Raw genomic sequence first — 23,824 nt, forward strand, 5'->3', positions numbered from 1 at the left:
GGCCCCTGACCGCAAGCGGCCACCCGGCGTACGGTGGGCGGGTGCGCGCGTGGGTGGTCGAGAAGCCGGGACCGGTCGAGACCGGGCCGCTGCGGCGCGCCGACCGCGAGGTCCCCGAACCGGGCCGCGGCGAGCTGCTCGTCCGGGTGCTGGCCTGCGGTGTCTGCCGCACCGACCTGCACGTCGCCGAGGGCGACCTCCCCGTCCACCTGCCGGGGGTGACGCCCGGCCACGAGATCGTCGGCGAGGTCGTGGCCGCGGGACCGGACTGCCGCCGGGCGCCCGGCGACCGGGTCGGCGTGGCGTGGCTGCGCGGCACCTGCGGGACCTGCCGCTACTGCCGCCGCGGCACCGAGAACCTGTGCCCGTGGTCGGTCTACACCGGTTGGGACGCGCACGGCGGCTACGCGGAGTTCACGCTGGCCGTCGACGCGTTCGTGTACTCGCTGCCCGACGAGATCGACGACGTGCGCGCCGCGCCGCTGCTCTGCGCGGGGATCGTCGGCTACCGGGCGCTGCGCCGGGCCGAGCTGCCGCCCGGCGGCGCGCTCGGCCTCTGGGGGTTCGGCGGGTCGGCGCACCTCGCCGCGCAGATCGCCGTCGCCGAGGGCGCCGCCGTGCACGTCTTCACCCGCAGCGCGGAGGCGCGCGAGCTGGCCCTGTCGCTCGGCGCGGTCTGGGCCGGCGGCCCCGACGGGATCCCGTCCGGCGCGCTCGACTCGGCGATCATCTTCGCTCCGGCGGGGCCGCTGGTGCCCCTCGCGCTGGAGCGGCTGGACCGCGGCGGCACGCTCGCCATCGCGGGGATCCACCTGACCGACGTCCCGCCGCTGAATTACGAGCGGCACCTGTTCCAGGAACGCCAGGTCCGCTCGGTGACGGCGAACACGCGCGCGGACGGCGAGGAGTTCCTCAGGCTGGCGGCGCGGCTCTCGGTGGCGGTCACGACCCGTTCCTACGGGCTGGACGAGGCCGATCTGGCGCTCGGCGACCTTGCGGCGGGCCGCTTCACCGGCGCCGCGGTGCTCGTGCCCTGATCTGGCCGGAACCGGCCAGGACCGTCCGCGCCGGTGGTGAGATCGGCCCGGTGGTCAGGCGGCCCGGTGGTCAGGCGCCCCGGTGGTCAGGCGCCCCGGTGGTCAGACCGGCTCGGCGGCGATGTGCGCCCACGACTGGGTGAACCACAGCTCGCCGCCGATCACCCTGGGCTTGGTGCCGGTCCGGGGGCCGCCGTCGACCTCGGCGGTGAGCGCCGCGCGGATCCGGTCGGCGGCGCCGGCGTCGTGCGCCCCGGCCAGCCAGGGCTCGACGGGGCGTTCCACGGTGAAGGCGTCCAGCCGCCGGACCGTCGCGCCCGCCCCGGAGATCAGCTCGGTGAGCCGGGTGATGGACGGCGTGCCGGGATGGTCGGGATCGCGGATCCGCTCGATCCGGTCGCGGCCGGGCCCGGCCCGGGTGCCCTGCACCAGATCGGCGATGATCAGCCGTCCGCCCGGCCGGCAGACCCGCAGCAGCTCGCGCAGCACGCGGTCGGGATCGCCCAGGCGGTAGAGCGAGAACCGGGCTGTCACCAGTGAGAACGCGCCGTTCCGGTACGGCAGCCTGCGGGCGTCGGCCTGGATCTGGGCGCCGTGGGTGATGTCGCGATGCCGCGCCGTCCCGGCGTGCGCGAGGCGCGCGGAGTGGGCGGGCGTCCCGACGAGGTCGCCGGAGCCGGAGATGCGGACCGGCCCGGTGCCGAACATGACGGTGGAGGTCCGCCCGCGGCCCGGACTCGCCGCCGCGCGCGCCGCCTCGACGGCGGTGACGTGCCGGACCCGCGGGCCGAGGGCGGCCGGCAGCGGGCCGGGTCCGCGCGCGACGTCCAGGCAGACGTCGTCGCGGGCGGGCTCGACGAACTCCAAGAGGCGCCGGAGATGAGGGGTGACCACGCCACCGGACTCCTGGATCTCGGTAGCCGGTTGCGGCACGTCTGCTCTCCCTCGGCTCGGGCCGGTCTCACCTGGCGGGGTCCCGCCCGGCCCACCGGTGGCGGACGCGCGTCTCCGGTGGGCGTCGAGCGGTATTGAAGCCGGTCTCGCCAGGTATGACTCTCCTGGCGGCCCGGAAGTTCGCCGCTCTCCGGTGGAAAATACGCCATGCCGCCGCTACCGCATGCTCTGCCCCCACATCGCCAGCGCCACCAGCACGAACACGATCACGACCGCCACCCGGGTGGGGGCCGGCACACGCAGCCGGACCGCCGCCCAGCGCACGCAGAACGCGCACAGGAGCGACATCACGGCAAGGCTGAGGATCCCTTCCATGGCCACCTTCGTTCGGGAGGACGGGGTCTGTCCCCAGCAGCCTAAACGGGTAAGGGAAGGCTTGCCCTGATGGCCGAACCGGGTTCTGGCCGGGATAGCCTCGCGCTGTGGCAGATGCGAAGGAAGAACAGCGGCGGGACCGTCTCGACGACCTCATGCTCACCGTGGCTCGCGGCCGGATCGCCATCGGCGCCGCCGCGTTCGTCGCCCCGGGGCTGACGGTGAAGCTGATGGGAATGGGCGGCGGTCCGTCCGACCGTTCCTCATCCGGGGGGCGACCCCCGGGCCCCCGTCTCCGGGTCGGGCGGTCCTCGCTTCGCTGCGGTCCGTCCGACCGTTCCTCATCCGGGGGGCGACCCCCGGGCCCCCGTCTCCGGGTCGGGCGGTCCTCGCTTCGCTGCGGTCCGTCCGACCCGGGCCGTGACTACGTCACTCGGATGTTCGCCGCCCGGGAGATCGCCCTCGGTGCCGGATACCTGCTCAGCAAGGGCTCCGGCCGCAAGCTCTGGGCGCGGCTCGGTCTGGTCGTCGACTCCCTCGACACCGTGAACGGGCTGCGCAGCCGTCCGGGTCTCCCGCTGTGGGTGGCGGCCGGCGCGGTCGGCGTCTCCGGCGGGACCGCCGCGATCGGTGCCGCCAAGGTCGCCAGGGACATCGTCCGCTGACCCGTCCCCGGCGCCCCGCGGTGTGATCTCCACGGGCACGGTGGGTAGATCTCCCCGTACGTTCAGGCACCGGGGGGCGCTGGGATGACCGCTGACAGTGTGACCAGGGCGAGCGAGCCCATGCCCAAGGGCAGGAACCTCTTCGTCATCCTCGGCGCGCTGATGCTCGCCATGCTGCTCGCGGCGCTGGACCAGACGATCGTGTCGACCGCGCTGCCCACGATCGTCAGCGACCTCGGCGGGCTCAACCACCTGTCCTGGGTGGTCACCGCCTACCTGCTCGCCGCGACGGCCTCGACCCCGCTGTGGGGCAAGCTCGGCGACCAGTACGGGCGCAAGCGGCTCTTCCAGACCTCGATCGTGCTGTTCCTGATCGGGTCGGCGGCGTGCGGCCAGGCCGGGGACATGCTCCAGCTCATCGTGTTCCGCGCGCTCCAGGGGCTCGGCGGCGGCGGGCTCATGGTGCTGGTGGTGGCGATCGTCGGGGACGTGGTGCCGCCCCGCGAGCGGGGCCGCTACCAGGGCATGTTCGGCGCGGTCTTCGGCGTCGCCAGTGTGTGCGGGCCGCTGCTCGGCGGCTGGTTCGTCGACAACCTGTCATGGCGCTGGGTGTTCTACATCAACCTGCCCGTCGGGGTGCTCGCGCTCGTGGCCGTCGCGCTGGTGCTGCACACCCCGTCCCAGCGGGAGCGGCACCGGATCGACTACCTCGGCATCCTGCTGATCGTCGGCTGGTCGGTCGGGCTGGTGCTGATGACGACCTGGGGCGGGACGCGGTACGCCTGGACGTCCCCGCAGATCATCACGCTCACCGCCGTGTCGCTGCTGCTCATCGCGGTGTGGGTGCTGGTGGAGCGGCGCGCGGCCGAGCCGGTCATGCCGCCGCGGCTGTTCGCCAGCTCGGTGTTCTCGCTGGGCTCGGCGATCAGCTTCGTGGTCGGCTTCGCGATGTTCGGCGCGCTGACCTTCCTGCCGATCTTCCTCCAGGTGGTGCACGGGGTCAGCCCGACGATGTCGGGTGTGTACCTGCTGCCGATGATGCTCGGCCTGCTCGTCGCGTCGGTCGGGTCCGGGCAGTTGATCAGCCGCACCGGCCACTACAAGATCTATCCGGTGGTCGGCACGCCGATCATCGCGGCGGCGCTGTTCCTGCTGTCCGGGCTGGACGAGACCAGCTCGACCCTCCAGATGAGCCTGCGCTTCGCGCTGCTCGGCTTCGGCCTCGGGCTGGTGATGCAGGTCCTGGTGATCGCGGTGCAGAACGCGGTGGCGTACGAGGACCTCGGGTCGGCGACCTCGGGGGTGACCTTCTTCCGGCAGATCGGCGGTTCGTTCGGCGTCGCGGTGTTCGGTTCGGTCTTCAGCAACCGGCTGGCGAGCAACATCGAGGACCTGGCGCGGAAGCGGGTGCTGCCGCCCGGGTTCGACCCCGCCGCGGTGCAGGGGAACCCCAACCTGATGGACCGGTACCCGCCGCAGGTGAAGAGCGAGGTGCTGCACGCCTACGCCCAGTCGATCGACACCGTGTTCCTGTACGCGGTCCCCGCCGCGATCATCGCGTTCGTGCTCACCTGGTTCCTGCGCGAGGTGCCGCTGCGGGAGACCTCGCAGACCCACGACTACGGGGAGGGGCTCGGCGGGGCGCCGACCGTCCGCTCGTCCAGGCACGAGATCGAACGGTCGCTCAGCACGCTGATGCGCCGGGATCGCCGGGCCAAGGAGATGTACTCCCGGCTCGGCGCGCACGCCGGGGTCGACCTGCCCGCCGGGAGCATGTGGGCGCTGTGCCGGATCGCCCGCGACGGCACGGTCTCGGGGCCGGAGCTGGCCGAGCGGGCGGGCGTCGAGCCCGAGGCGGGCACCCCGTTCATCGACCGGCTGGTGGCCGACGGCTATGTGGTGCGGCACGGTGAGGGGCGGATCAGCGTCACCGGCGCCGGTCAGAGCGTCGCGGACCGGCTGATCGAGGCGCGGCGGGCCGGGCTGGCCGAGCACCTGGAGGGCTGGTCGCCCGAGGACCACCCCGAGCTGTCCGAGCTGCTGTCGCAGCTGTCGCGCGACTCCCTCGGGGACGATGCCGACGGCCCGGACGTGCACGCCGCGCCCGGACGCCACCGCCACCGCCGCCGGGCCTGATCGGGACCGAGAGCAGGGTCACACGTGGCGTCGCGCCCGCGGCGATGTAATCTCGTACCGACTGACCGAATCTCACTCGGTTTCGGGACGGAACCCAACCCCTGGTTTTGGAGGCGTAGTGGCCGAGGCGTACATCGTCGGCGCGGTCCGTACCCCCGTCGGTACCAAGAAGGGCGCTCTCAAGGACGTGCACCCCGCCGACCTCGGCGCGCACGTGCTCAAGGAGCTCGTGGACCGGACCGGGGTCGACCCGGCCGCGGTCGAAGACGTGATCATGGGCTGCGTGATGCAGGTCGGGCCGCAGTCGCTGGACATCGCGCGCACCGCGTGGCTGTCGGCGGGCCTGCCCGAGTCGGTGCCCGGCGTGACCATCGACCGGCAGTGCGGATCGTCCCAGCAGGCGATCCACTTCGCCGCGCAGGGCGTGCTGTCGGGCACCCAGGACCTGGTCGTCGCGGCGGGCGTCGAGCAGATGGCCATCGTCCCGATGGGGTCCTCGGTCGCCATGGCGATGGAGAAGGGGATGCCCTTCCCGTACGGCGACGGCTGGGTCGAGCGGTACGGCATGCAGGAGGTGTCGCAGTTCCGCGGCGCCCAGCTGATGGCCGAGAAGTGGGGCTTCAGCCGGACCGACCTGGAGGGGTTCGCGCTGGAGAGCCACCGGCGCGCGGCCAAGGCCATCGAGGCCGGCTACTTCGACCGGGAGATCGCCCCGATCGCCGGGCTCAGCCGGGACGAGGGCCCGCGGCCCGACACCACGATGGAGAAGATGGCCGGGCTCAAGCCGCTGCGCGAGGGCTGGGACATCACCGCGGCCGTCGCCTCGCAGATCTCGGTCGGCTCCTCGGCGCTGCTGATCGCCTCCGAGGAGGCCGTCAAGCGGCACAACCTGACCCCGCGGGCGCGGATCCACACCCTCGCGCTGTGCGGCTCGGACCCGGTCTACATGCTGACCGGCCCGATCCCGGCGACCGAGAAGGCGCTCGCCAAGAGCGGCCTGAAGATCGACGAGTTCGACGCCTTCGAGGTGAACGAGGCGTTCGCCCCGGTGCCGATGGCGTGGGCCAAGGACACCGGCGCCTCGCTGGAGAAGACCAACCCCAACGGTGGCGCGATCGCGCTCGGCCACCCGCTGGGCGCCACCGGCGGCATCCTGATGACCAAGCTGCTGCACGAGCTGGAGCGGACCGGCGGCCGGTACGGCCTCCAGACGATGTGCGAGGGCGGCGGCCAGGCCAACGCCACCATCATCGAGCGCGTCTGACCCGTCCGGCACGGGCATGATCGACGGCGGGCGGGTCCGGTGCGGGCCCGCCCGCCGTCGCGTCCGCGCGCCGTCCGTGCGCGCCGTCGCGCTCACCGAGGAGGGGCATGTACGAGACGATCGTCTACGAGGTGGCCGATCGGGTCGCGCGGATCACGCTGAACCGGCCGGAGGCGCGCAACGCGCTCAGCGACGCGATGATCGACGAGCTGCTCGACGCGTTCGAGCGGGTCAAGGCCGACGACGGCGCGCGGGTGATCGTGCTGACCGGGGCAGGCGACCGGGCCTTCTGCGCCGGCGCCGACCTCGGCGGGCTCGGCGCGGCGCAGCGCGCCGGCCGGGGCGTCGCCGCGGCGGACGCGATCAGGGAGAGCGGCCCGTACCGGCTGTTCACCGCGTTCCCCGGGCTGGGCAAACCGATCATCGCCCGGCTGGCCGGCCACGCGGTCGCCGGCGGGCTGGGGCTGGCCGCGTCCTGCGACCTGGTGGTGGCCGCCGACGACGTCACGCTCGGCACCCCCGAGGTCAACGTCGGGCTCTGGCCGATGATGATCATGGCGGTGATCAATCGGAACGTGCCGCCCAAGCAGGCGTTCAAGCTCTACTACACCGGACGCCGCGTCACCGCGGCCGAGGGTCGCGACATCGGCCTGGTCACCGAGGTCGTCCCGCGCGCCGGGCTGGACGCCAGGGTGGACGAGCTGGCCCGCGACATCGCCGCCAAGAGCCCGATCGGGCTGCGTCGGGGTCGCGACGCGTTCTTCGCCATCGAGGGCCGCCCGCTGGAGGACCAGATCGCGCACCTGCTCGGCGAGCTGGTGGAGCTCGCCGAGACCGAGGACGCCCAGGAGGGCGTCACCGCTTTCCTCGAAGGCCGCGCCCCCGACTTCCAGGGCCGCTGAACGTCCGCAGGACAGGAGGACCGGGCAGAGCGCGGAGCGATGTCGCGCTCGCCCGAGCGCGGCTGGCGTCCGAGCCGCCAGGCGAGGACGCGGGGCCGGGGGCTTGGAAGATGCAGGCCAGGGCATGTCTCTGACAATTGCCGGGTCCAGGCGATGACGGCGTTGAGGACGACGGCGGCGCGGTAGACGGCGGCGTCGACTCCGGCGGGCGCGCAGATGGCCGCGGATCGCGCGGGGCGCGGGCTAACACATGCCGATATGGGCATATGATGGTGCCATGGCACGAGCAGCGACGACGTCGGACGTCTTCAATGCGGTCGCCGAGCCGCAGCGCAGGGAGATCCTGATGCTGCTGCGGGCGGGTGAGCGGCCGGTGACCGAGTTGGCCCAGGAACTGGGGATGACCCAGCCGGGGGCGTCCAAGCACCTGCGGGTGCTCCGGGAGGTAGGGCTGGTGCGGGACCGCAGGGCAGGCAAGCAGCGCCTGTACGGCCTTGACGCCCGCGGGCTGCGGCCGGTTCACGAGTGGACCGGCGGGTTCGAGCGATTCTGGGACGAGAGCTTCGACCGGCTGGACGCATATGTGCAGGACCTGAAGCAGGAAAGGCAGGAGGAGTAGCCGATGAGCGAGAGAGGACGAGGAGCGCCGGCCCAGTCCGCGACGGCTGACCGCGAGATCGTGATCTCCCGGGCCATCGACGCACCGCGGGAACTGGTGTTCGAGGCGTTCACCGAGGTGCGGCACCTGTCGCGATGGTGGGGGCCGGAGGGGTTCACCACCACCACGCGGGCGTTCGAGTTCCGCGTCGGCGGGGTGTGGGACTTCGTGATGCACGGACCGGACGGGACGGACTACCAGGAGTGGATCTCCTGGACCGAGATCAACCTGCCGGAGCGGATCGCGCTGCTGCACGGTGAGTCCCGCGGCGACCCGAACGCCTTCGAGTCGGTCCTCACGTTCGAGCCCGACGGTGCGGCGACCCGGATCGAGATGCGCACGGTGTTCCCCACCAAGGAACTGCGCGACGAGGCGGCCGAGAAGTACCACGCGATCGAGGGCGGCCGGCAGACCCTGAGCAACCTGGCCGCCTACGTCACCGAGATCGTTCGAAAGGGAGTTGAGGACTGATGGCCGGGAAAGTGTTCTTCAGCGTGTCGATGTCCCTGGACGGGTTCATCGCGCCCGAGTCCCCCGAGGAATTGATGCAGCGGCAGTGGATGGAACTGCAGGCGTGGGTCTTCCCGCAGCGATTCTTCCGGGAGAACCTGAAGCTCGGCGAGGGCGGCAAGGAGGGGCGCGACAACGACATCGTGCGGGAGACGTTCGAGCGCACCGGCGCGAACGTGATGGGCAAGCGCATGTTCGACGCCGGCGAGCAGATGTGGCCGGAGGAGCCGCCGTTCCACACGCCGGTCTTCGTCGTGACGCACGAGAAGCGTGACCCCTGGGAGCGGCCGGGTGGAACCACATTCCACTTCGTCAACGACGGCATCGAGTCCGCGCTCGACCAGGCCCGCGAGGCCGCCGGCGACCGGGACGTCCGCATCTCGGGCGGCGGCGCGACGATCGTGGAGTACGTAAACGCCGGCCTGATCGACGAGTTCTCGATCGCGCTGTCGCCCGTGCTGTTCGGCTCCGGAGTTCGCCTGTTCGAGGGTGTGGACGCGGGCCGCGTGGCCCTGGAGCCGGTTCGCGCGGAGCCCTCCCCGAAGGTGACGCACCTGACCTACGCAGTCCGGGAGCGCTGACCGTCTCGACCTCAGTGCTCCCCGCCGAGACCTCGACACCGCTCCAGGCTCTCGGCCGCGCCGCGATGCATTTGCCAGACACGCCTTAGGTGAGGCTGAGGCTGAGCGTGCGCTGGATGCGGGCGGCCGTGGCCCGCAGCCGGTGGATCGACGCCTCGGCCTTGGGCAGCCGGCCCGCCCGGCAGGAGACGGCCAGCGCGCCGATCGCGGTGCCGGTGGCGTCGGTCACCGGCACCGCCACGCAGCTCGTGCCGAGCGCGTACTCCTCGCGGTCGACGGACACCCCGGCGGAGGTGCGCAGCGCGCTCAGCAGGCGATGCGGCTCGGTGATGGTGTGCGGGGTCAGGTCGACCAGCGGATGCCGGGCCAGGTGGTCGCGGCGGCGGTCCTCGCCGAGCTGGCTCAGGATGCACTTGCCGATCGCGGTGGCGTGCGCGGCCTCGTCGAACCCGACCCACAGGTCGACCCGGGGCGTGCGCGGCCCGTCGGCGATGTCGATGATGCGGATCTCGTCGTCGACGTGCATGCCGAAGTAGGACGCGGCGCCGAGCTCGTCCCGCAGCGAGACTAGGGTCGGGCGGATGCGGGCGAGGAGCTGCTGGGTGCGGCTCTGCCCGTGCAGGGACTGCACCCGGTCGCCGAGCACCCACACGCCGTCGGACAGCCGCGTCGCGTAGCCCTCGTGGGCGAGGGTGCGCAGCAGGTGGTAGGTGGTGGCCAGGGGGAGCCCGGTCTCGCGCGAGAGCTGCTTGGCGGGGGCGCCGCTCGGATGCGACGCGACCGCCTCCATCAGGTGCAGCGCCCGCTGCACAGAGGCGATGAGAGTTGGTCTCCGTGTCTCATCCATCACGCACAGCGAACCCCTCCGGCCCCCAAGGGTCAAGACCTTTGGTGATACTTGGTCCATTGGATCACTTCTGTCATGGCTTGGTGGGCGGTTCCCGGAAGTGGCCCTCCCGCCGCCCGTACCGCTCCGGCCAGGGAAGTGTCGCGGAGTGTCGCCATCTGAAAACTCTCTGCCCGCACTCGTCGCGGTATGTGGATATCTTTCAGGTACGGCAGAGCGTCAGGGGGCGGATCGGTGCTCAACGTCATCGTCGACGACACCCGTGATCCGCCTCGCAACCTGGCCCTCGACGAGGCGCTGGTGCGCGCCGGGCCGGCGCCGCGCCCGTCCCCGATGCTGCGCGTCTGGCAGACCCTGCCCACCGTGATGCTCGGCCGGTTCCAGGACGCGGCGGTCGCCGCCGACCTGGCCGCCTGCGCGCGCGACGGGATCCAGGTCGCCCGGCGGGCCACCGGCGGGGGCGCGGTCTACACCGACTCCGGCACGCTCTGCTTCACACTCGTCCACCACCAGGACCACCGCCGCGGGCCCGCGCGGATCCCCTACCCCCGGCCCGGCGCGCGGCCCGACCTCGACGTGCTGGTGGCGAGGGCGGTCGAGGAGTTCGGTCTGCCCGCCGCCGCGCTCGGCGACGGCACCGTCGTCCAGGCGGCGCGGCTGCGCACCCGTTCGGCGTCGCTCACCCACGTCGCCGTCCACGTGCGGCGGATGCCGCCCCACGGCCGCCGCTACATCGTCCCCGCCGGCGTGTCGGATCCGGCCCCGGGCGGGCCGCGGCCGGGCCGCCGCACGCTGGCCGACTTCGAGCCCGAGGTGACGCTCGACGCGGTGCGCGCCGCGGTGCTCAGCGTCGTGGTGGACGAGTACGGAGCCGCCTGCACCCGCCGTCCGGACGCGGTCGAGCGGGCGGTCCGCGACCACCTGCACACCGTCCGCTACGGCGAGAGGGCCTGGCATCTTGCCGGGTCAGGCGGTCTGTACGGGAGGGGTCTGGCGTTGCCGGACGACAGCGGCGAGGGGTCCCACTAGCGAAAAAGGCACCACACGGCGTCGCCGGACGACCCGGGTAGGTAGACTAGCGCGACCTTGCGCCAGAGATCGGATACGCCCGAGCGAGACTCGGCCTCCGGTGAGGCGAACGACAAGCCGAACGCACACGCACTCAGCGAGTGGGATGTATGCAGTCACCTGTTCAGAACAAGTCCATCGCAGGCACGCTCCTGAAGGTTCTCGGCAGCGGCCCTGAGAAGCCTGCGCCCGTCCGCACCGCCGGGGACGGCGAGCTCGTCCAGCCGGCCGCCGGGGAAGGTGCCCTGGAGAACCACCTCGGCGGCGACGAGGCCCGCAACTACCGCAAGTACGAGTACGAGACCGTGGCCCCGCACGTGGGCCGGTCCCTGCTGGAGATCGGGTCCGGCCTCGGGCACTTCTCCGAGCAGTTCTCCGGACGCCTCGACTACCTCGCCGTCAGCGACAACGACCCGTACTGCGTCGGGGAGCTGCGCAAGCGCTACGACGGCAACGACGCCGTCGAGGTGCTCGACCTGGAACTGCCGGCCGAGATCGACATCCGGCAGAAGGTCGACACCGTCGTGATGATGAACGTCCTGGAGCACATCAAGGACGACGTCCAGGCGCTGCGCGACCTCGCCGCGGTGACCGAGCCGGGCGGCCGGATCGTCGTCTGGGTGCCCGGTTACATGCAGCTCTACGGCGAGTTCGACCGCAAGGTCGGGCACGTCACCCGGTACACGCCGCAGACGCTGGGCCGGTCGGTCCGCGAGGCGGGGCTGGTGCCCGAGGTGCTCAAGCCGATCAATTTCCTGGGCGGGCTCGCCTGGTGGTTCGCGGTGCGCCGCGGCGGCGCCGGCTACCCCGACCCGCGGCTGGTCAAGATCTACGACCGGACCGTCATCCCGGTCACCCGGACCCTGGAGCGCGCCATCCGGCCGCCGTTCGGGCAGACCGTCTTCTGCGTCGCGCGCGTCCCGCGCTGACCCCTACCGAACCCGCTCACCGCTCGACCGGGATCCGCTCGGCAGACCGCTCGACGGGATCCGCTCGACCAGCCCGCTCATCCGAGCGGCTCACCCGAGCCGCGCCGACCAAACCCGCTGATCCCGCCGGCCCTGCACCCCGCCGACGCCGCGTCTTCCGGCGTCGAATGCGCAGGTGCCGCACTCTCAAGGCGCCGGGCTCTCCGGCGTCGCCTCTCCTTCCGGCGCCGTTCGCCTTCGGCGCCGCGTCTCTTCGGCAGCACGGCCCTCGGACGGCGGAGTCCGGGCCGGTGCCGCGCTGGCATACTTTCGGGGACAGGTCCCTCCACACGGGACCTGTCCCCGCGCGGGTTCCCGGCGCCGGGTGGTCGGTACTCCGCCGGCAGCCCCGTGCGGGAAGGGCCTGACGCCCTACCGACGGCTTTTAGGTACTCACATCGGGATGTCTCCCGATGCCCGCCCGTGCCCGCTCCTAGAAGACTGGGCAGCGGCCGGACGAGCCACGGACCGCCTCTCCATGCGGAGAAGTGCCGCGTACTTCCGCGGGTCGTGTTCTCAGAAGGCCAGCCACTGAAGTTCCCGTGTGGTCCGACGATCCGGCGACGGGGGCCCGGGAGGGGTGGTCCCCGCCGTCGGATCCGGACCGCGCACGGATTCGGTGGCCGCTCCAGAGCCGGCGCCCCGAGGCACTGCGTGCCCGGGGCGCCCAGCCGTCCCGGCAGCCGGTTCCAGCCGGTCCCGGCCCGCTCAGGTGCCGGGCGCGGTGGTTCAGGGCCGGGCGCGGCGGCTCAGGTGCCGGGCGCGAAAAGGGACAGGCGGTGGGCCGTCGCGGCGGCCTCGCCCCGGCTGGCCACCTCCAGCTTGGCCAGGATGTTCGAGACGTGCACGCTGGCCGTCTTCGCCGAGATGAACAGGGCCGTGGCGATGTCGCGGTTGCTGTGCCCGTCGGCGACCAGCCTGAGCACCTCCAGCTCGCGCGGGGTCAGCCCGAGCGTGCCGCCGCCGCGGCGGGGCGCGTGGCCGTTGGCCTCGCCGGGCAGCCGGGCGCGGCGCGACAGCGCGGTGATGCGGTCGCGCAGCGGCCGGGCGCGCAGGCCGTCGGCGAGCTCGGCGGCGCGGCGCAGCCGGTCGGCGGCGCGCTCGCGGTCGCCGACTCCGATCGCGGCCTCGGCGGCGTAGGTCAGCGTCTCGGCCCACGGGTAGACGCGGCCGAGCTCCGCCCATGCCGCGGCGGCCTCGTCCCAGGCGCGCGGATCGGATTCGCCGTGCACGCGGGTGGTGTGCGCGTGGAAGGTGGCGCGGTGGGCCCGCTGTGCGGCGCCGCGCGTTTGGAGGGCGGCGGCCCGCTCCTCGAGCAGCGGGAACGCGGGCCGTCCGTCCAGCCGGGCCTGCTCGCCCAGTTCGGCGCAGGCCGCCGCGCCGAGCACCAGCACGGGCCAGGAGTAGCGGGCGTCGTCGGGCAGCCCCGGGTGGGCGAGCACCGGACGCAGCGCCTCGAGCGCCTCGGCGGGCCGGCCCTCGGCCAGGGCGAGGGCCGTCTCCAGCCGGATGCCCGCGAACAGGTCCTGGGTCTTGCGCCACATCACGGTGCGGGCCTGGGCGAGCCTGGCCGCGGCCTCGGCGAGGTCGCCGCGGCCGAGCGCGATCTCGCCCGCGAGCACGAACAGCGAGGTGCGGATGGTGAGCGGCGGGTTCTGGTCGAGGGCCTGCCGCAGCACCTCGTGCGCCTCGTCCCAGCGGCCGAGGGCCACCATCGGCTCGGCCATGTTGATGGCCAGGAACGATCCGTGGGTGCGTCCCAGCCCGCGTTCCCGGGCGTGCTCGATGCCCTCGCCGGCGACCTTGATGGCCTCCTCGTGCCGTCCGGCGCCCTCCAGGTAGTGCGACAGGTTGACCGCGACGCGCATCCGCAGGGCCGTGCCGCCGGCCTGATGGGCGATCTCGTGCGCCTTGCGGAGCGAGTTCTCGGTCTGCCGGTGCTCGTCGGCGTCCTGGTCGGCGCCCTCGCCGTAGTCGATGTTGACGCAGGACAGGGTGAGCAGCGCGTGCGCCTCGGCCGTGATGTCGCCGAGCTCGCGCGCGATGGCGAGCGACTCGCGGGCGGCGCGGGTCGCCTCCTCGGTGCCGTGCAGCAGCCGCCCGTACTGGGCCAGGGTGTTGAGCGCGCCGGCCCGGTCGAGGTTCGGCGGGTCGGCCGGCAGCAGCTCGACCGCCTCGCGCAGGTCTTCGATGAAGCCGTGCTTGGCCAGCTGGTAGGACATCTTGCCGCGCTGCTCCAGCAGCCTGGCGCGGTGCGTGACGCGGGTCTGCGGGGCGTGCGGCGGGTCGGCGTCGTCGAGCACGCGGAGGGCCGCGGTGGCCAGCTTGATGCCGAGCTCGAACTCGCCGGCCAGGTCGGCGGTGGCGACCGCCTTCTCCAGCACCCGCAGATGGGACGCGCCGAGGCGTTCGGCGGCGTCCGGCACCCGGTCCCAGAGTTTCAGGACGCGCGACAGCATGGTCAGGCACTCGGCGTAGGCGGCGGCCTTGCGGGTGTCGCCCGCCGCCCGCCACGCGCTCACCAGCGCCCAGGTGGCGTCGTGCGCCGAGTTCCAGTGGTGGCTCAGCTCGACCCAGAGCCGTCCGGGCGGGACGAGCCCGGCGTCGTTCTCCAGCGCCTGGGCGTAGCGGGTGTGCAGGCGGGTGTGCTCGCCGGGCAGCAGGTCGTCGTGGATGGCCTCGCGGATCAGCGCGTGCCGGAACGCGTAGCCGTCGCCGTCGACGACCAGCACGCCGGCCGCGACGGCGGGCCTGAGCACCCGGGTGAGCGCGGGGTCGTCCAGCCCGGACACGGCGCTGAGGAGCGCGTGCTCGAGGCGGGTGCCGCCGCCGGAGGCGTCGCGGAGCACGTCCTGGGTCTCCTCGGGCAGCCGCTGCACGCCGATCAGCAGCAGGTCGCGCAGCGACTCGGGCAGCTCGCAGGCCAGCGTGCCGTCCTCGTCGAGCAGCGCCTCGACGAACAGCGGGTTGCCCTCGCTGCGCGCGTGCACCCGGTCGACCAGGTCCGGCGCCGGCTCGTGCCCGAGCCGCCGGGCGGCCAGCGCGGCGACGTCGGCGTGCGAGAGCCTGGTCAGCTCGATCCGGTGGACGCGGTCGACCCGGTCGAGCCCGGCGAGCATCGTCCGCAGCGGGTGGGTGCGGTGCAGCTCGTCGGTCCGGAACGTCACCACGATCAGCAGCGGCGCGACGCCGACGTTGCGGATCAGGAAGGTCAGCAGGTCGCGGGTGGACCGGTCGGCCCAGTGCGCGTCCTCGATCACCAGCAGCACCGGGCCGCGCTCGGCCAGCCGCTCCAGCAGCGTCAGCATCAGCTCGAACAGCCGGGCCCGCTCCTCGCCGGACGCGGGGTCGGTCTCGGGCTCGCCGAACTCGGGCAGCAGCCGGGCCAGCCCCGCGGTGCCCGACCGGGGCAGCAGCTCGGCGACGCCCGCGATGCCGATGTCGCGGACCAGGTCGCGCAGCACGGTGGTGAACGGGGCGAACGGCAGGCCGTCCGAGCCCAGCTCCAGGCAGCCGCCGACCAGCAGCCGCGCGTCGGGTTCCAGCGTGGCCGCGAACTCCCTGATCAGGCGGGTCTTGCCCAGCCCGGCCTCGCCGCCGACCAGGACGGCCCCGGGCGCGGCGGCGAACGCCGACCGCAGCCGGTCCAGCTCGGCCGACCGGCCCACCAGGACGGGGCTCGTCATGCTCACATTCACCTCATAAGCATGCCAAACGCGGCCGGTACACCACTCCGAATATCAGTCCGTGAGACGGTCCGCGCCCCAGCCCTGGCCGCGGTGCCCGTCGAGCTCGGCGACCGGGCCGGGCGGTAGCGGCGGGTGGGCGAGGGTGCGGACCGGGCTGCCCACGGTGCCGTCGCCGATCACGCCGCGTTCGCGGAAGTGGTCGTGGTCCATCAGCTCCGCGCGGGTCAGTAGCGGCGCGACCGGCGCTCCGGCGGCGGTGAGGCGCTCGACGGCCTCGTCCCTGGTGAGCCGTGCGACGGCCGCCGCCACGTCCGCGTCCAGCTCGGCCACCCGGCCGAGGCGGGCCGCGAAGGGGACGCCCGCGTGCTCGGGCAGGCCGAGCGCGCCGCAGGTCGCCGCCCACAGCCGTTCCTCCGACACCACGCCCAGCGTGATCTTGTGGCCGTCGCGGGTGGGGTAGATCCCGTACCCCGGGACGGGACCGCCCGCGCGGGCGGCCCCGGTGGTGGGCGGTCCGGTGCCGGCCGGTCCGGTGGTGGTCGGCCCGCTGGTGGCCGGTACGGTGCCGGCCCAGTTGGCCAGGACGTCGGCCATCCCGAGATCGATCCGGTCGCCGGTTCCGGTGGCGCGGGCCTTGAGGCAGGCCGCGGTGATCGCGAACGCGGCCATGGTCGCCGCCGCCATGTCGGCGACGGGGAGCTCGTCGCCGGGCGAGACCGCGTCCTGGGGCAGCGCTGAGGCATACGCGCGGTAGTTGACGTCGTGTCCGGGCACGTGCGCCAGGGGGCCTTCCGCCCCGTACCCGGAGAGGGAGCAGTAGACCAGAGCGGGGTTGGCGGCGCGCAGCGCCTCGTGGCCGACGCCGAGGCGGTCCGCGACCCCGGGCCGGAAGCCCTCGACGAACACCTCGGCGGTGCGCGCCAGCTCCAGGCAGCGGTCCCGCCCGGCGTCGTCCTTGAGGTTCAGCTCGATGCTGCGCTTGCGCTGGTTGAGCAGGTCGAAGTGGCTCCGGAACGCGCGCATCGGCTCGCCGCCGGGCGGCTCCACCTTGATCACGTCCGCGCCGAGCTGGGCGAGGAGCTGGGTGGCGTACGGCCCGGGGCGCCACATCGTCAGGTCCAGCACCCGCAGCCCGTCCAGCAGTGCCATCGAGGCCCCCTCGCGCGTCGCGGTGATCGCCCCACGCTGCCGTCCCGCCGGCCGGTATGTCAAGCGAGCGCTTGTTTGCCATCGCGGCGGCTCAGGGCCGCCATCGCGATGAGCAGGGCCGCGAGGATGAGCCGGTAGGCGCTGTCCTGCCGGCTGCTCATCGGCAGGTGGAGGACGGTGTTGAGCCCTCCCGGGACGATGTGGATCGCGGCGGCCAGGGCCCAGCGCGGGCTGCGCGTGGTGATGGTGGCGCCGATCCCGGCGAGCAGCAGCGCGCCCTCGACCGCCGCGCGCATCCCCTGCCAGGGCGCGCCGTAAGCGAGACCGCCGGCCGTCAGGGCGAAGGCGAGCACCGGGATCGCCGCCCACCACCACGACCGCGCCCGCAGGTCGCGCGAACCCCGCACCGCCAGGACGGCCGTCCCGGCGGCCAGGATCCAGTAGGGCGTCAGGGAGACCCAGTTGCCGTACGTCGGGCCGAAGAGCGAGCCGCCCGTCCAGAAGGCCCCGAACACCATGGCCCGTCCGGTCGAGAACGTCACGAAGAGCGCCAGAGGGAGCGCCACCCTCGTCCAGCCGCGCATCAGCGTCAGCACCAGCGCGGCGGAGACGGCGGTCCATGCGGGGGTCGTGTGGTCGGCGAAGGCGTACGCCAGGTTGGCCACGGCCAGGATGAGGACGCCGAGGTGGAGGCCGTCGGCCCACCAGGGCGCGGGCCCTTCGGCCGCGCGCCTCGCCCGGACCGCGAGCCCGCTTCCGACGAGCGCGGCGGTCTCGCGGGGCGACGGCAGCCGCCGTCCGGACGGTGCCGCCTCCATGAGCGCGCCGACGATCTCGGCCCCGTGTTCGGACCGGTGGGCGGACGGGTAGGCGTGCACGGCGAGCCGGTACCACCGCTCCACGAGGGACGGCTCGTGCCCCAGCGCCGCCGTCATGCCAAGACCGCCTTTGTGCCGGGAATGCTCCGCCGGGTGACGACCTTGGCCGCCTGCTCCATCCGCGCCGCCTCGTCGGTGACCGCCTGCCGTCCCGCGTCGGTGATGCGGTAATAGCGGCGGGGCCGGTTCTGGACGGTCTCCTCCCGGTCCACGACCACCAGCCCGCTGCCCGACATGCGGTCGAGGGCGCCGTAGAGGGTGCCCACGGCCAGCCGGATCCCCCCGCCGGACTGGCGTTCGGCCTGCTTGATGATCCCGTAGCCGTGCAGCGGGCCGTCCAGAAGCGCGGCCAGGACGTGGTAGACGGGCTCGCTCATCGATGTCGTCGCTCGCTTGACCATTCGGCGGACGATATATCGTGCAACGAAATATGGGAAGCCCCTCACCCCGCCGCCAGGGTCACCGGTGCTCTCGACGACGAGCCCGCGTGGCCGCTTGTTCCGTGACGGGGCGGGCGGAAGGCTCACCTGGCATGCCCCTTCACGTTCCGTCGCTTCTGCCGTCCCTCCTCGTCCCCTTGGTGCTGGCCGTCTCCGGAACTCCCGCCGCCGACGCTTCGCCGCTGCGCGCGGAGCCGCTGGCGCCGCTGGTCGGGCTCTCCGCCGATCGCCTCGCGCTGGCGGACGAGGTGGCGGCGGCCAAGTGGGGGACGGCCACGCCGATCGAGGACCCGGTCCGCGAGCGGGCGGTCCTGGACGACGTGACGGCGCGTTCGGCGGCGCTCGGCCTCGACCCGGACGCCGCCGTCCGCGTCTTCCGCGACCAGATCGAGGCGGGCAAGCTCGTCCAGCGGGGTCTGCACCGGCGCTGGACGGCCCGTCCCTCGACGGCCCCGTCCCGGCGCCCGGATCTCGGCAAGGAGGTGCGGCCCGCGCTCGACCGGCTCACCGGCGCGATCCTCGCCGAACTCCAGCGGACCGCCCACGTGCGCGCGAGCGCCTCGTGCGCGCCCGAACTGATCGAGGCGTCCGCCCGCGCCGGGACCGAACGCCGCCTGGACGTCCTGCACCGGTCCGGCCTCACCAGGGCCCTGCCGTCGGTATGCCGAATCAGGTCGTGACCCAAACGGGATTCGGTTGTTTTGTGTCGGAGCCGCGGGTGGGTGATGCTGGGGGCGTGTCAACGGAGACTCTCACCGGCGCGCGACCGAGCGGGGCCGAGCTGCGCGCGTTCCTGCACGGCCTGCCGGGCGTCGACCAGGTCGGCGCCGACGAGCGGGCCGCGCGGCTGGCCACCCGCTCGATCAAGACCTCGGCCAAGGCCCAGGCCATCGACATGGCGATCTCCATGGTCGACCTCACCACGCTGGAGGGCGCCGACACCCCCGGCAAGGTGCGGGCGCTGTGCGCCAAGGGCGCGCGGCCCGACCCGTCCGACCCGGGCGTGCCGCGGGTCGCGGCGATCTGCGTCTACCCCGACCTGGTCGGCGTCGCGGTCGAGGCGCTCCAGGGCACCGGCGTCGGCGTCGCGAGCGTCGCGACCGCCTTCCCGTCCGGGCGGGCGCCGATGGAGGCCAAGCTGGCCGACACCCGGGCGGCGGTCGAGGCCGGCGCCACCGAGATCGACATGGTGATCGACCGGGGCGCGTTCCTGGCCGGCGACTACCTGACGGTGTACGAGCAGATCGCCGCCACCAAGGCGGCGTGCGGTGCGGCGCACCTCAAGGTGATCTTCGAGACCGGCGAGCTGGCCACCTACGACAACGTGCGGCGCGCGTCCTGGCTGGCGATGCGGGCCGGCGCCGACTTCATCAAGACCTCCACCGGCAAGATCTCGCCCGCCGCGACGCTGCCGGTGACGCTGGTGATGCTGGAGGCGGTCCGCGACTTCCGCGACCGCACCGGGCGGCAGGTCGGCGTCAAGCCGGCCGGCGGCATCCGCACCACCAAGGACGCGATCAAGTACCTGGTGCTGGTGAACGAGACGGCCGGCCCCGACTGGCTGTCGCCCGCGTGGTTCCGGCTCGGCGCGTCCAGCGTGCTCAACGACCTGCTGATGCAGCGCCGCAAGCTGGCCACCGGTGTCTACTCCGGGCCCGACCACTTCACCAAGGACTAGCGATGGACTTCGAGTACGCCCCGGCACCGGAGTCGCGCGCCGTCGTCGACATCCGCCCCTCGTACGGGCTGTTCATCGGCGGCGAGTGGACCGACGGCTCCGGCGGCGACCGGCGCAAGACGATCGACCCGGCCACCGAGGAGCCGCTCGCCGAGTTCGTGGTGGCCACCGCCGCCGACGTCGACCGGGCGGTGGCCGCCGCGCGGGCCGCCCACGACCGCGTCTGGGGCCCGATGCCGGGCCGCGAGCGCGCCAAGTACCTCTACCGGATCGCCCGGATCATCCAGGAGCGCTCCCGCGAGCTGGCGGTGCTGGAGTCGATCGACAACGGCAAGCCGATCCGCGAGTCGCGCGACGTCGACCTGCCGCTGGTCGCCGCGCACTTCTTCTACAACGCCGGCTGGGCCGACAAGCTCGGGCATGCCGGGTTCGGCGCCGACCCGCGCCCGCTCGGCGTCGCCGCCCAGGTGATCCCGTGGAACTTCCCGCTGCTGATGCTGGCCTGGAAGATCGCCCCGGCGCTGGCGTGCGGCAACACCGTGGTGCTCAAGCCCGCCGAGACCACCCCGCTGACCGCGCTGGCGTTCGCCGAGATCTGCCGCCAGGCCGAGCTGCCGCCTGGCGTGGTCAACATCGTCACCGGGGCGGGCGAGACCGGCCGCGCGCTGGTCGCGCACGACGGCGTCGACAAGGTCGCCTTCACCGGTTCCACCGATGTCGGACGGCAGATCGCCCGCACCGTGGCCGGCACCCGCAAGCGGCTCACCCTGGAGCTCGGCGGCAAGGCCGCCAACATCGTCTACGACGACGCGGCGCTCGACCAGGCCGTCGAGGGCGTCGTCAACGGGATCTTTTTCAACCAGGGGCACGTCTGCTGCGCCGGGTCCCGGCTGCTGGTGCAGGAGTCGATCGCGGACGAGCTGCTCGGCCGGCTCAGGACCCGGATGGCCACCCTCCGCGTCGGCGACCCGCTCGACAAGAACACCGACGTCGGCGCGATCAACTCCGCCGAGCAGCTCGACCGGATCACCGCACTGTCGGAGGCCGGCGAGCTGGAGGGCGCCGAGCGCTGGTCGCCGCCCTGCGAGCTGCCCGAGCGCGGCTTCTGGTTCGCGCCGACCCTGTTCACCGGCGTCGCGCAGTCGCACCGGATCGCGCGCGAGGAGATCTTCGGCCCGGTGCTGTCGGTGCTGACCTTCCGCACCCCCGCCGAGGCAGTCGAGAAGGCCAACAACACGCCGTACGGCCTGTCGGCCGGGGTCTGGACCGAGAAGGGCTCCCGCGTCCTGTGGACGGCCGAGCGGCTCCGCGCGGGCGTCGTCTGGGCCAACACCTTCAACAAGTTCGATCCCGCGTCGCCGTTCGGCGGCTACAAGGAGTCCGGCTTCGGCCGCGAGGGCGGACGCCACGGACTGGAGGCCTACCTCGATGTCTGAGCCGACGAGCACCGACCCGATCAGCACCGCCCCGACCGGCACCGCCCCGATCAGCACCGCCCCGATCAGCACCGGTCGGATCGGCGTCCGGAAGACCTACAAGCTGTTCATCGGGGGCGCGTTCCCCCGGTCCGAGTCCGGCAGGTCGTACGTGGTGAACGACGCCAAGGGCCGCTTCGTCGCCAACGCGTCGCAGGCGTCGCGCAAGGACGTGCGCGACGCCGTCGGCGCGGCCCGCAAGGCGTTCGGCGCCTGGTCGGAACGTACCCCGTACAACCGCGGTCAGATCCTCTATCGGGTCGCCGAAATGCTGGAGGGGCGCCGCGCGCAGTTCGTGGACGAGCTGCGCGCCGCCGGGCAGGCCAAGTCCGCGGCGTCCACCGAGGTCGACCAGGCCGTCGACCGGTGGGTCTGGTACGCGGGCTGGGCCGACAAGCTCGGCGCGGTGGTGGGCTCGGCCAACCCGGTCGCCGGCCCGTTCTTCAACTTCTCCACGCCCGAGCCCACCGGCGTCGTGGGGGTCATCGCGCCCGACTCGCCGCTGCTCGGCCTGGTCTCGGTGGTCGCGCCGGCGATCGTGTCCGGCAACACCTGCGTGGTGGTCGCGGCCGAGCCCGCGCCGCTGCCCGCGATCACGCTCGCCGAGGTGCTGGCCACCTCCGACCTGCCCGGCGGGGTGGTCAACCTGCTGACCGGACGGCGCGCCGAGCTCGCGCCGTGGCTGGCCTCGCACATGGACGTCGACGCGCTCGACCTGGCCGGGATCGTCTCGGGCGGCGCGGAGCTGGAGGAGGCCGCCGCGGGAAATCTCAAGCGGGTGATTCGGCCGGGTTCCGGCGACTGGTCCGAGGAGCCGGGAACCGCCCGTATGACCGCGTTTCTGGAGACCAAGACCGTGTGGCATCCGGTGGGCGTGTGATCCCAGAATTTGCCGTGTGTGTGTAGAGCGTCACGAAGTGTGGAATAGATCTCCCCGTAACTGATCATCACGGGGGGGAGATCAGTGGCTACCAATGTCGCATCGCGTACGGCCACCGGCCGAGGGACGGCCGCCCGTACGACGCGCACCACAGGCAAGGGCACCACAGCCACCAAGACCGGCGCCGCCAAGAAGACCACGGCGGCCCGGCGGACCAGCGCGGCCGGCAAGAGCACGGCGGCGCGCGGCACGGTCCGGGCGTCCACGGCCAAGCGGCCCGCGACGACCAGGACCGCGGCCAAGAGCACGACCAGGTCCACCGCCAAGAAGAGCACCACGGCGGCGCGCAAACCCGCGACCACCGCCCGCACCACCCGGTCCGGCACGGCGCGTACCAGCGCCGCGTCCAGCCGCGGCGGTGCGGCGGCGGTCACCAAGGTCACCAAGGCCGCGACGCAGGCCAAGGCCGCCGCCACGCAGATGAAGTCGGTGGCGACCAAGGCGTCCTCGTCGGCCAAGGCCATGACCGCGATGACGCGGTCGATGACCAGCGCGACCAAGGCGATGACCGAGGCCGCCAAGGCGATGAACTCGGCGGCGAAGGTCATGACCGCCGCCAGGGCGTCGGCCGCCCGCACCACCGCCGCCAAGCGGCCCGCGGGCACCCGGGTCACGCGCACCCGGACGGCCGCCAAACCCGCCGCGAGGTCGGCGGCCAAACCGTCCACCAGCAAGGCGTCCACAAGCAGGGCGTCGACCAGCAAGGCGTCCACGGCCAGGGCGTCCGGCACGAGGTCGGCGGCCGGCAGGCCGGCCGCGCGGAAGACCACGACGGCCAGGTCCGGTACGTCCCGGGCCGGCACGTCGCGTGCGCGCACCACGGCCGCCACGAGCCGGACCAGGACGACGGCCACGGCCCGTGTCGCCAAGCCCAGGGCGTCGGCGGCGCGCAAGACCACGACCGCCGCCAGGAAGCCGGCGTCCGGCTCCACGACCGCGCGCAGGAGCACCGCGACGGCGCGCAAGAGCTCGTCGACTACGGCGCGGAAGGGGCCGGCCAAGGCCCGGCCCGCCACCGCGCGGAAGACGACGTCGGCGGCGCGGTCGCGGTCCACGGTCAGCAGCCGTGCGACCGGGACCTCGTCCGCGCGCAAGCCCGCCACGGGCACCGCACGCGCACGGGCCGGCCGGACGCCCGCCGGCAGGACGGCGGGCGGCAAGAGCGCCACGGGCAAGAGCGCGGGGGGCGGGAAGTCCCCCGCGCGCCGACCGGCGGCGTCCAACACGGCGTCGTCCGGTCGCCTGGTCGAACCGAAGACGGGCGTACGCTCGATGCAGCACTCGACGAGCTCTGACGGCGGGTTCCTGACCGGCCTGACGGGCGCCGCCGGGCGCAAGTGAGAGGCGGAGCCCGCCGGTGGGGCCCCGGCCCGCGTGCGGGGACGGGGCTCTGCCGGAGTCCGACCAGTCGACGGAGGGGCCGTGGACGACAAGGAGATCCTGGCGCGCATCAACGAGTTCGTCGGGGAGGAGCAGAGCCTGCGCGAGCGGTACCGGCGCGATGAGCTAACCCAGGGCGCGGAACGGCGCCGCCTGGAGCAGCTCGAGGTGGCGCTGGACCAGTGCTGGGACCTGCTCCGGCAGCGCCGCGCCCGGATGGAGGCGGGGGAGAGCCCGGACGGCGCGCGGGTCCGCTCGGCCGGCGAGGTCGAAGGCTACCTCCAGTAGCG

General features: G+C 73.4%; 23 protein-coding genes. 16 read left to right on the forward strand and 7 right to left on the reverse strand.

Going from position 1 to position 23,824, the window contains the following annotated elements; all coding sequences use genetic code 11:
• Nucleotides 1-41 precede the first annotated feature (41 nt).
• Nucleotides 42-1,037 (forward strand): zinc-dependent alcohol dehydrogenase family protein, encoded by a 996-nt coding sequence (locus OHA34_RS27790; protein WP_329519365.1) that lies wholly within the window; start codon nucleotides 42-44, stop codon nucleotides 1,035-1,037.
• 102 nt (nucleotides 1,038-1,139) lie between these two features.
• Here OHA34_RS27790 and OHA34_RS27795 read toward each other — a convergent pair whose 3' ends face one another.
• Both OHA34_RS27795 and OHA34_RS27800 read right to left on the reverse strand, forming a co-directional pair.
• A complete protein-coding gene (locus OHA34_RS27795) occupies nucleotides 1,140-1,970 on the reverse strand; it encodes a class I SAM-dependent methyltransferase (RefSeq protein ID WP_329519366.1) in 831 nt (276 codons plus the stop codon).
• 177 nt (nucleotides 1,971-2,147) lie between these two features.
• Nucleotides 2,148-2,306 carry a hypothetical protein gene (locus OHA34_RS27800; RefSeq protein WP_285938503.1) on the reverse strand — a complete coding sequence of 53 codons (159 nt, stop codon included), beginning with the start codon at nucleotides 2,304-2,306 and terminating at the stop codon, nucleotides 2,148-2,150.
• Between the two features lie 437 nt (nucleotides 2,307-2,743).
• Between OHA34_RS27800 and OHA34_RS27805 the strand changes: the two genes are divergently transcribed.
• The 7 genes from OHA34_RS27805 (at nucleotide 2,744) to OHA34_RS27835 (ending at nucleotide 9,022) form a co-directional block, all read left to right on the forward strand.
• Nucleotides 2,744-2,971: a hypothetical protein gene (locus OHA34_RS27805; protein WP_329519367.1), complete on the forward strand. Its 228-nt coding sequence runs from the start codon at nucleotides 2,744-2,746 to the stop codon at nucleotides 2,969-2,971.
• An 84-nt stretch (nucleotides 2,972-3,055) separates the two neighbouring features.
• Complete coding sequence (locus tag OHA34_RS27810; RefSeq protein WP_285938501.1) at nucleotides 3,056-5,107, forward strand: MFS transporter; 2,052 nt, start codon at nucleotides 3,056-3,058, stop codon at nucleotides 5,105-5,107.
• Nucleotides 5,108-5,225: 118 nt separating this feature from the next.
• A complete protein-coding gene (locus OHA34_RS27815) occupies nucleotides 5,226-6,371 on the forward strand; it encodes an acetyl-CoA C-acetyltransferase (protein ID WP_285938500.1) in 1,146 nt (381 codons plus the stop codon).
• A 107-nt stretch (nucleotides 6,372-6,478) separates the two neighbouring features.
• Nucleotides 6,479-7,273 (forward strand): enoyl-CoA hydratase/isomerase family protein, encoded by a 795-nt coding sequence (locus OHA34_RS27820; protein ID WP_285938499.1) that lies wholly within the window; start codon nucleotides 6,479-6,481, stop codon nucleotides 7,271-7,273.
• Between the two features lie 277 nt (nucleotides 7,274-7,550).
• Nucleotides 7,551-7,892: an ArsR/SmtB family transcription factor gene (locus tag OHA34_RS27825; RefSeq protein ID WP_285938498.1), complete on the forward strand. Its 342-nt coding sequence runs from the start codon at nucleotides 7,551-7,553 to the stop codon at nucleotides 7,890-7,892.
• Nucleotides 7,893-7,895: 3 nt separating this feature from the next.
• Complete coding sequence (locus OHA34_RS27830; RefSeq protein WP_285938497.1) at nucleotides 7,896-8,402, forward strand: SRPBCC family protein; 507 nt, start codon at nucleotides 7,896-7,898, stop codon at nucleotides 8,400-8,402.
• The gene (locus OHA34_RS27835; RefSeq protein WP_285938496.1) at nucleotides 8,402-9,022 is read left to right on the forward strand and encodes a dihydrofolate reductase family protein; all 621 of its coding nucleotides are present in this window, start codon (nucleotides 8,402-8,404) and stop codon (nucleotides 9,020-9,022) included. The genes OHA34_RS27830 and OHA34_RS27835 overlap by 1 nt, the downstream gene beginning before the upstream one ends.
• 85 nt (nucleotides 9,023-9,107) lie before the next feature.
• Here the strand turns inward: OHA34_RS27835 and OHA34_RS27840 are convergent, their stop codons facing one another.
• Nucleotides 9,108-9,833, reverse strand: coding sequence for an IclR family transcriptional regulator (locus tag OHA34_RS27840; RefSeq protein WP_285938495.1), 726 nt, complete (start codon nucleotides 9,831-9,833; stop codon nucleotides 9,108-9,110).
• 270 nt (nucleotides 9,834-10,103) lie between these two features.
• On the opposite strand from OHA34_RS27840, the gene OHA34_RS27845 reads away from it, so the two are divergent.
• Together OHA34_RS27845 and OHA34_RS27850 are read left to right on the forward strand one after the other, a co-directional pair.
• Entirely contained in the window at nucleotides 10,104-10,898 is a 795-nt protein-coding gene (locus OHA34_RS27845; RefSeq protein ID WP_285938494.1) for a lipoate--protein ligase family protein, read from the forward strand.
• 149 nt (nucleotides 10,899-11,047) lie between these two features.
• A complete protein-coding gene (locus OHA34_RS27850; protein WP_285938493.1) occupies nucleotides 11,048-11,866 on the forward strand; it encodes a class I SAM-dependent methyltransferase in 819 nt (272 codons plus the stop codon).
• Nucleotides 11,867-12,654: 788 nt separating this feature from the next.
• Here OHA34_RS27850 and OHA34_RS27855 read toward each other — a convergent pair.
• From OHA34_RS27855 to OHA34_RS27870, 4 genes are read right to left on the reverse strand one after another with little or no spacing between them, the layout of a single operon-like run.
• Nucleotides 12,655-15,591, reverse strand: coding sequence for a helix-turn-helix transcriptional regulator (locus OHA34_RS27855; protein WP_329519368.1), 2,937 nt, complete (start codon nucleotides 15,589-15,591; stop codon nucleotides 12,655-12,657).
• Nucleotides 15,592-15,645: 54 nt separating this feature from the next.
• Nucleotides 15,646-16,743 (reverse strand): CaiB/BaiF CoA transferase family protein, encoded by a 1,098-nt coding sequence (locus OHA34_RS27860; protein WP_329519369.1) that lies wholly within the window; start codon nucleotides 16,741-16,743, stop codon nucleotides 15,646-15,648.
• Between the two features lie 59 nt (nucleotides 16,744-16,802).
• Nucleotides 16,803-17,678, reverse strand: a complete 876-nt coding sequence (locus tag OHA34_RS27865) for a hypothetical protein (protein ID WP_329519370.1) — start codon at nucleotides 17,676-17,678, stop codon at nucleotides 16,803-16,805.
• Nucleotides 17,675-18,022: a PadR family transcriptional regulator gene (locus OHA34_RS27870; protein WP_329519371.1), complete on the reverse strand. Its 348-nt coding sequence runs from the start codon at nucleotides 18,020-18,022 to the stop codon at nucleotides 17,675-17,677. Before OHA34_RS27870 ends, OHA34_RS27865 begins: the two co-directional genes overlap by 4 nt.
• 131 nt (nucleotides 18,023-18,153) lie before the next feature.
• On the opposite strand from OHA34_RS27870, the gene OHA34_RS27875 reads away from it, so the two are divergent.
• The 6 genes from OHA34_RS27875 (at nucleotide 18,154) to OHA34_RS27900 (ending at nucleotide 23,822) form a co-directional block, all read left to right on the forward strand.
• Complete coding sequence (locus tag OHA34_RS27875) at nucleotides 18,154-18,741, forward strand: chorismate mutase (protein WP_329519372.1); 588 nt, start codon at nucleotides 18,154-18,156, stop codon at nucleotides 18,739-18,741.
• Between the two features lie 56 nt (nucleotides 18,742-18,797).
• Complete coding sequence (gene deoC / locus OHA34_RS27880; RefSeq protein ID WP_285938489.1) at nucleotides 18,798-19,739, forward strand: deoxyribose-phosphate aldolase; 942 nt, start codon at nucleotides 18,798-18,800, stop codon at nucleotides 19,737-19,739.
• Nucleotides 19,740-19,741: 2 nt separating this feature from the next.
• Nucleotides 19,742-21,175 carry an aldehyde dehydrogenase family protein gene (locus tag OHA34_RS27885; protein WP_329519373.1) on the forward strand — a complete coding sequence of 478 codons (1,434 nt, stop codon included), beginning with the start codon at nucleotides 19,742-19,744 and terminating at the stop codon, nucleotides 21,173-21,175.
• Entirely contained in the window at nucleotides 21,168-22,094 is a 927-nt protein-coding gene (locus tag OHA34_RS27890; RefSeq protein ID WP_329519374.1) for an aldehyde dehydrogenase family protein, read from the forward strand. The genes OHA34_RS27885 and OHA34_RS27890 overlap by 8 nt, the downstream gene beginning before the upstream one ends.
• A gap of 84 nt (nucleotides 22,095-22,178) precedes the next feature.
• Nucleotides 22,179-23,495 carry a hypothetical protein gene (locus tag OHA34_RS27895; RefSeq protein ID WP_329519375.1) on the forward strand — a complete coding sequence of 439 codons (1,317 nt, stop codon included), beginning with the start codon at nucleotides 22,179-22,181 and terminating at the stop codon, nucleotides 23,493-23,495.
• An 81-nt stretch (nucleotides 23,496-23,576) separates the two neighbouring features.
• Nucleotides 23,577-23,822 (forward strand): DUF2630 family protein, encoded by a 246-nt coding sequence (locus tag OHA34_RS27900; RefSeq protein WP_285938485.1) that lies wholly within the window; start codon nucleotides 23,577-23,579, stop codon nucleotides 23,820-23,822.
• Nucleotides 23,823-23,824 lie beyond the last annotated feature (2 nt).

Source organism: Spirillospora sp. NBC_01491 (assembly GCF_036227065.1).
In the GTDB taxonomy this organism is placed as follows: domain Bacteria; phylum Actinomycetota; class Actinomycetes; order Streptosporangiales; family Streptosporangiaceae; genus Spirillospora; species Spirillospora xylanilytica.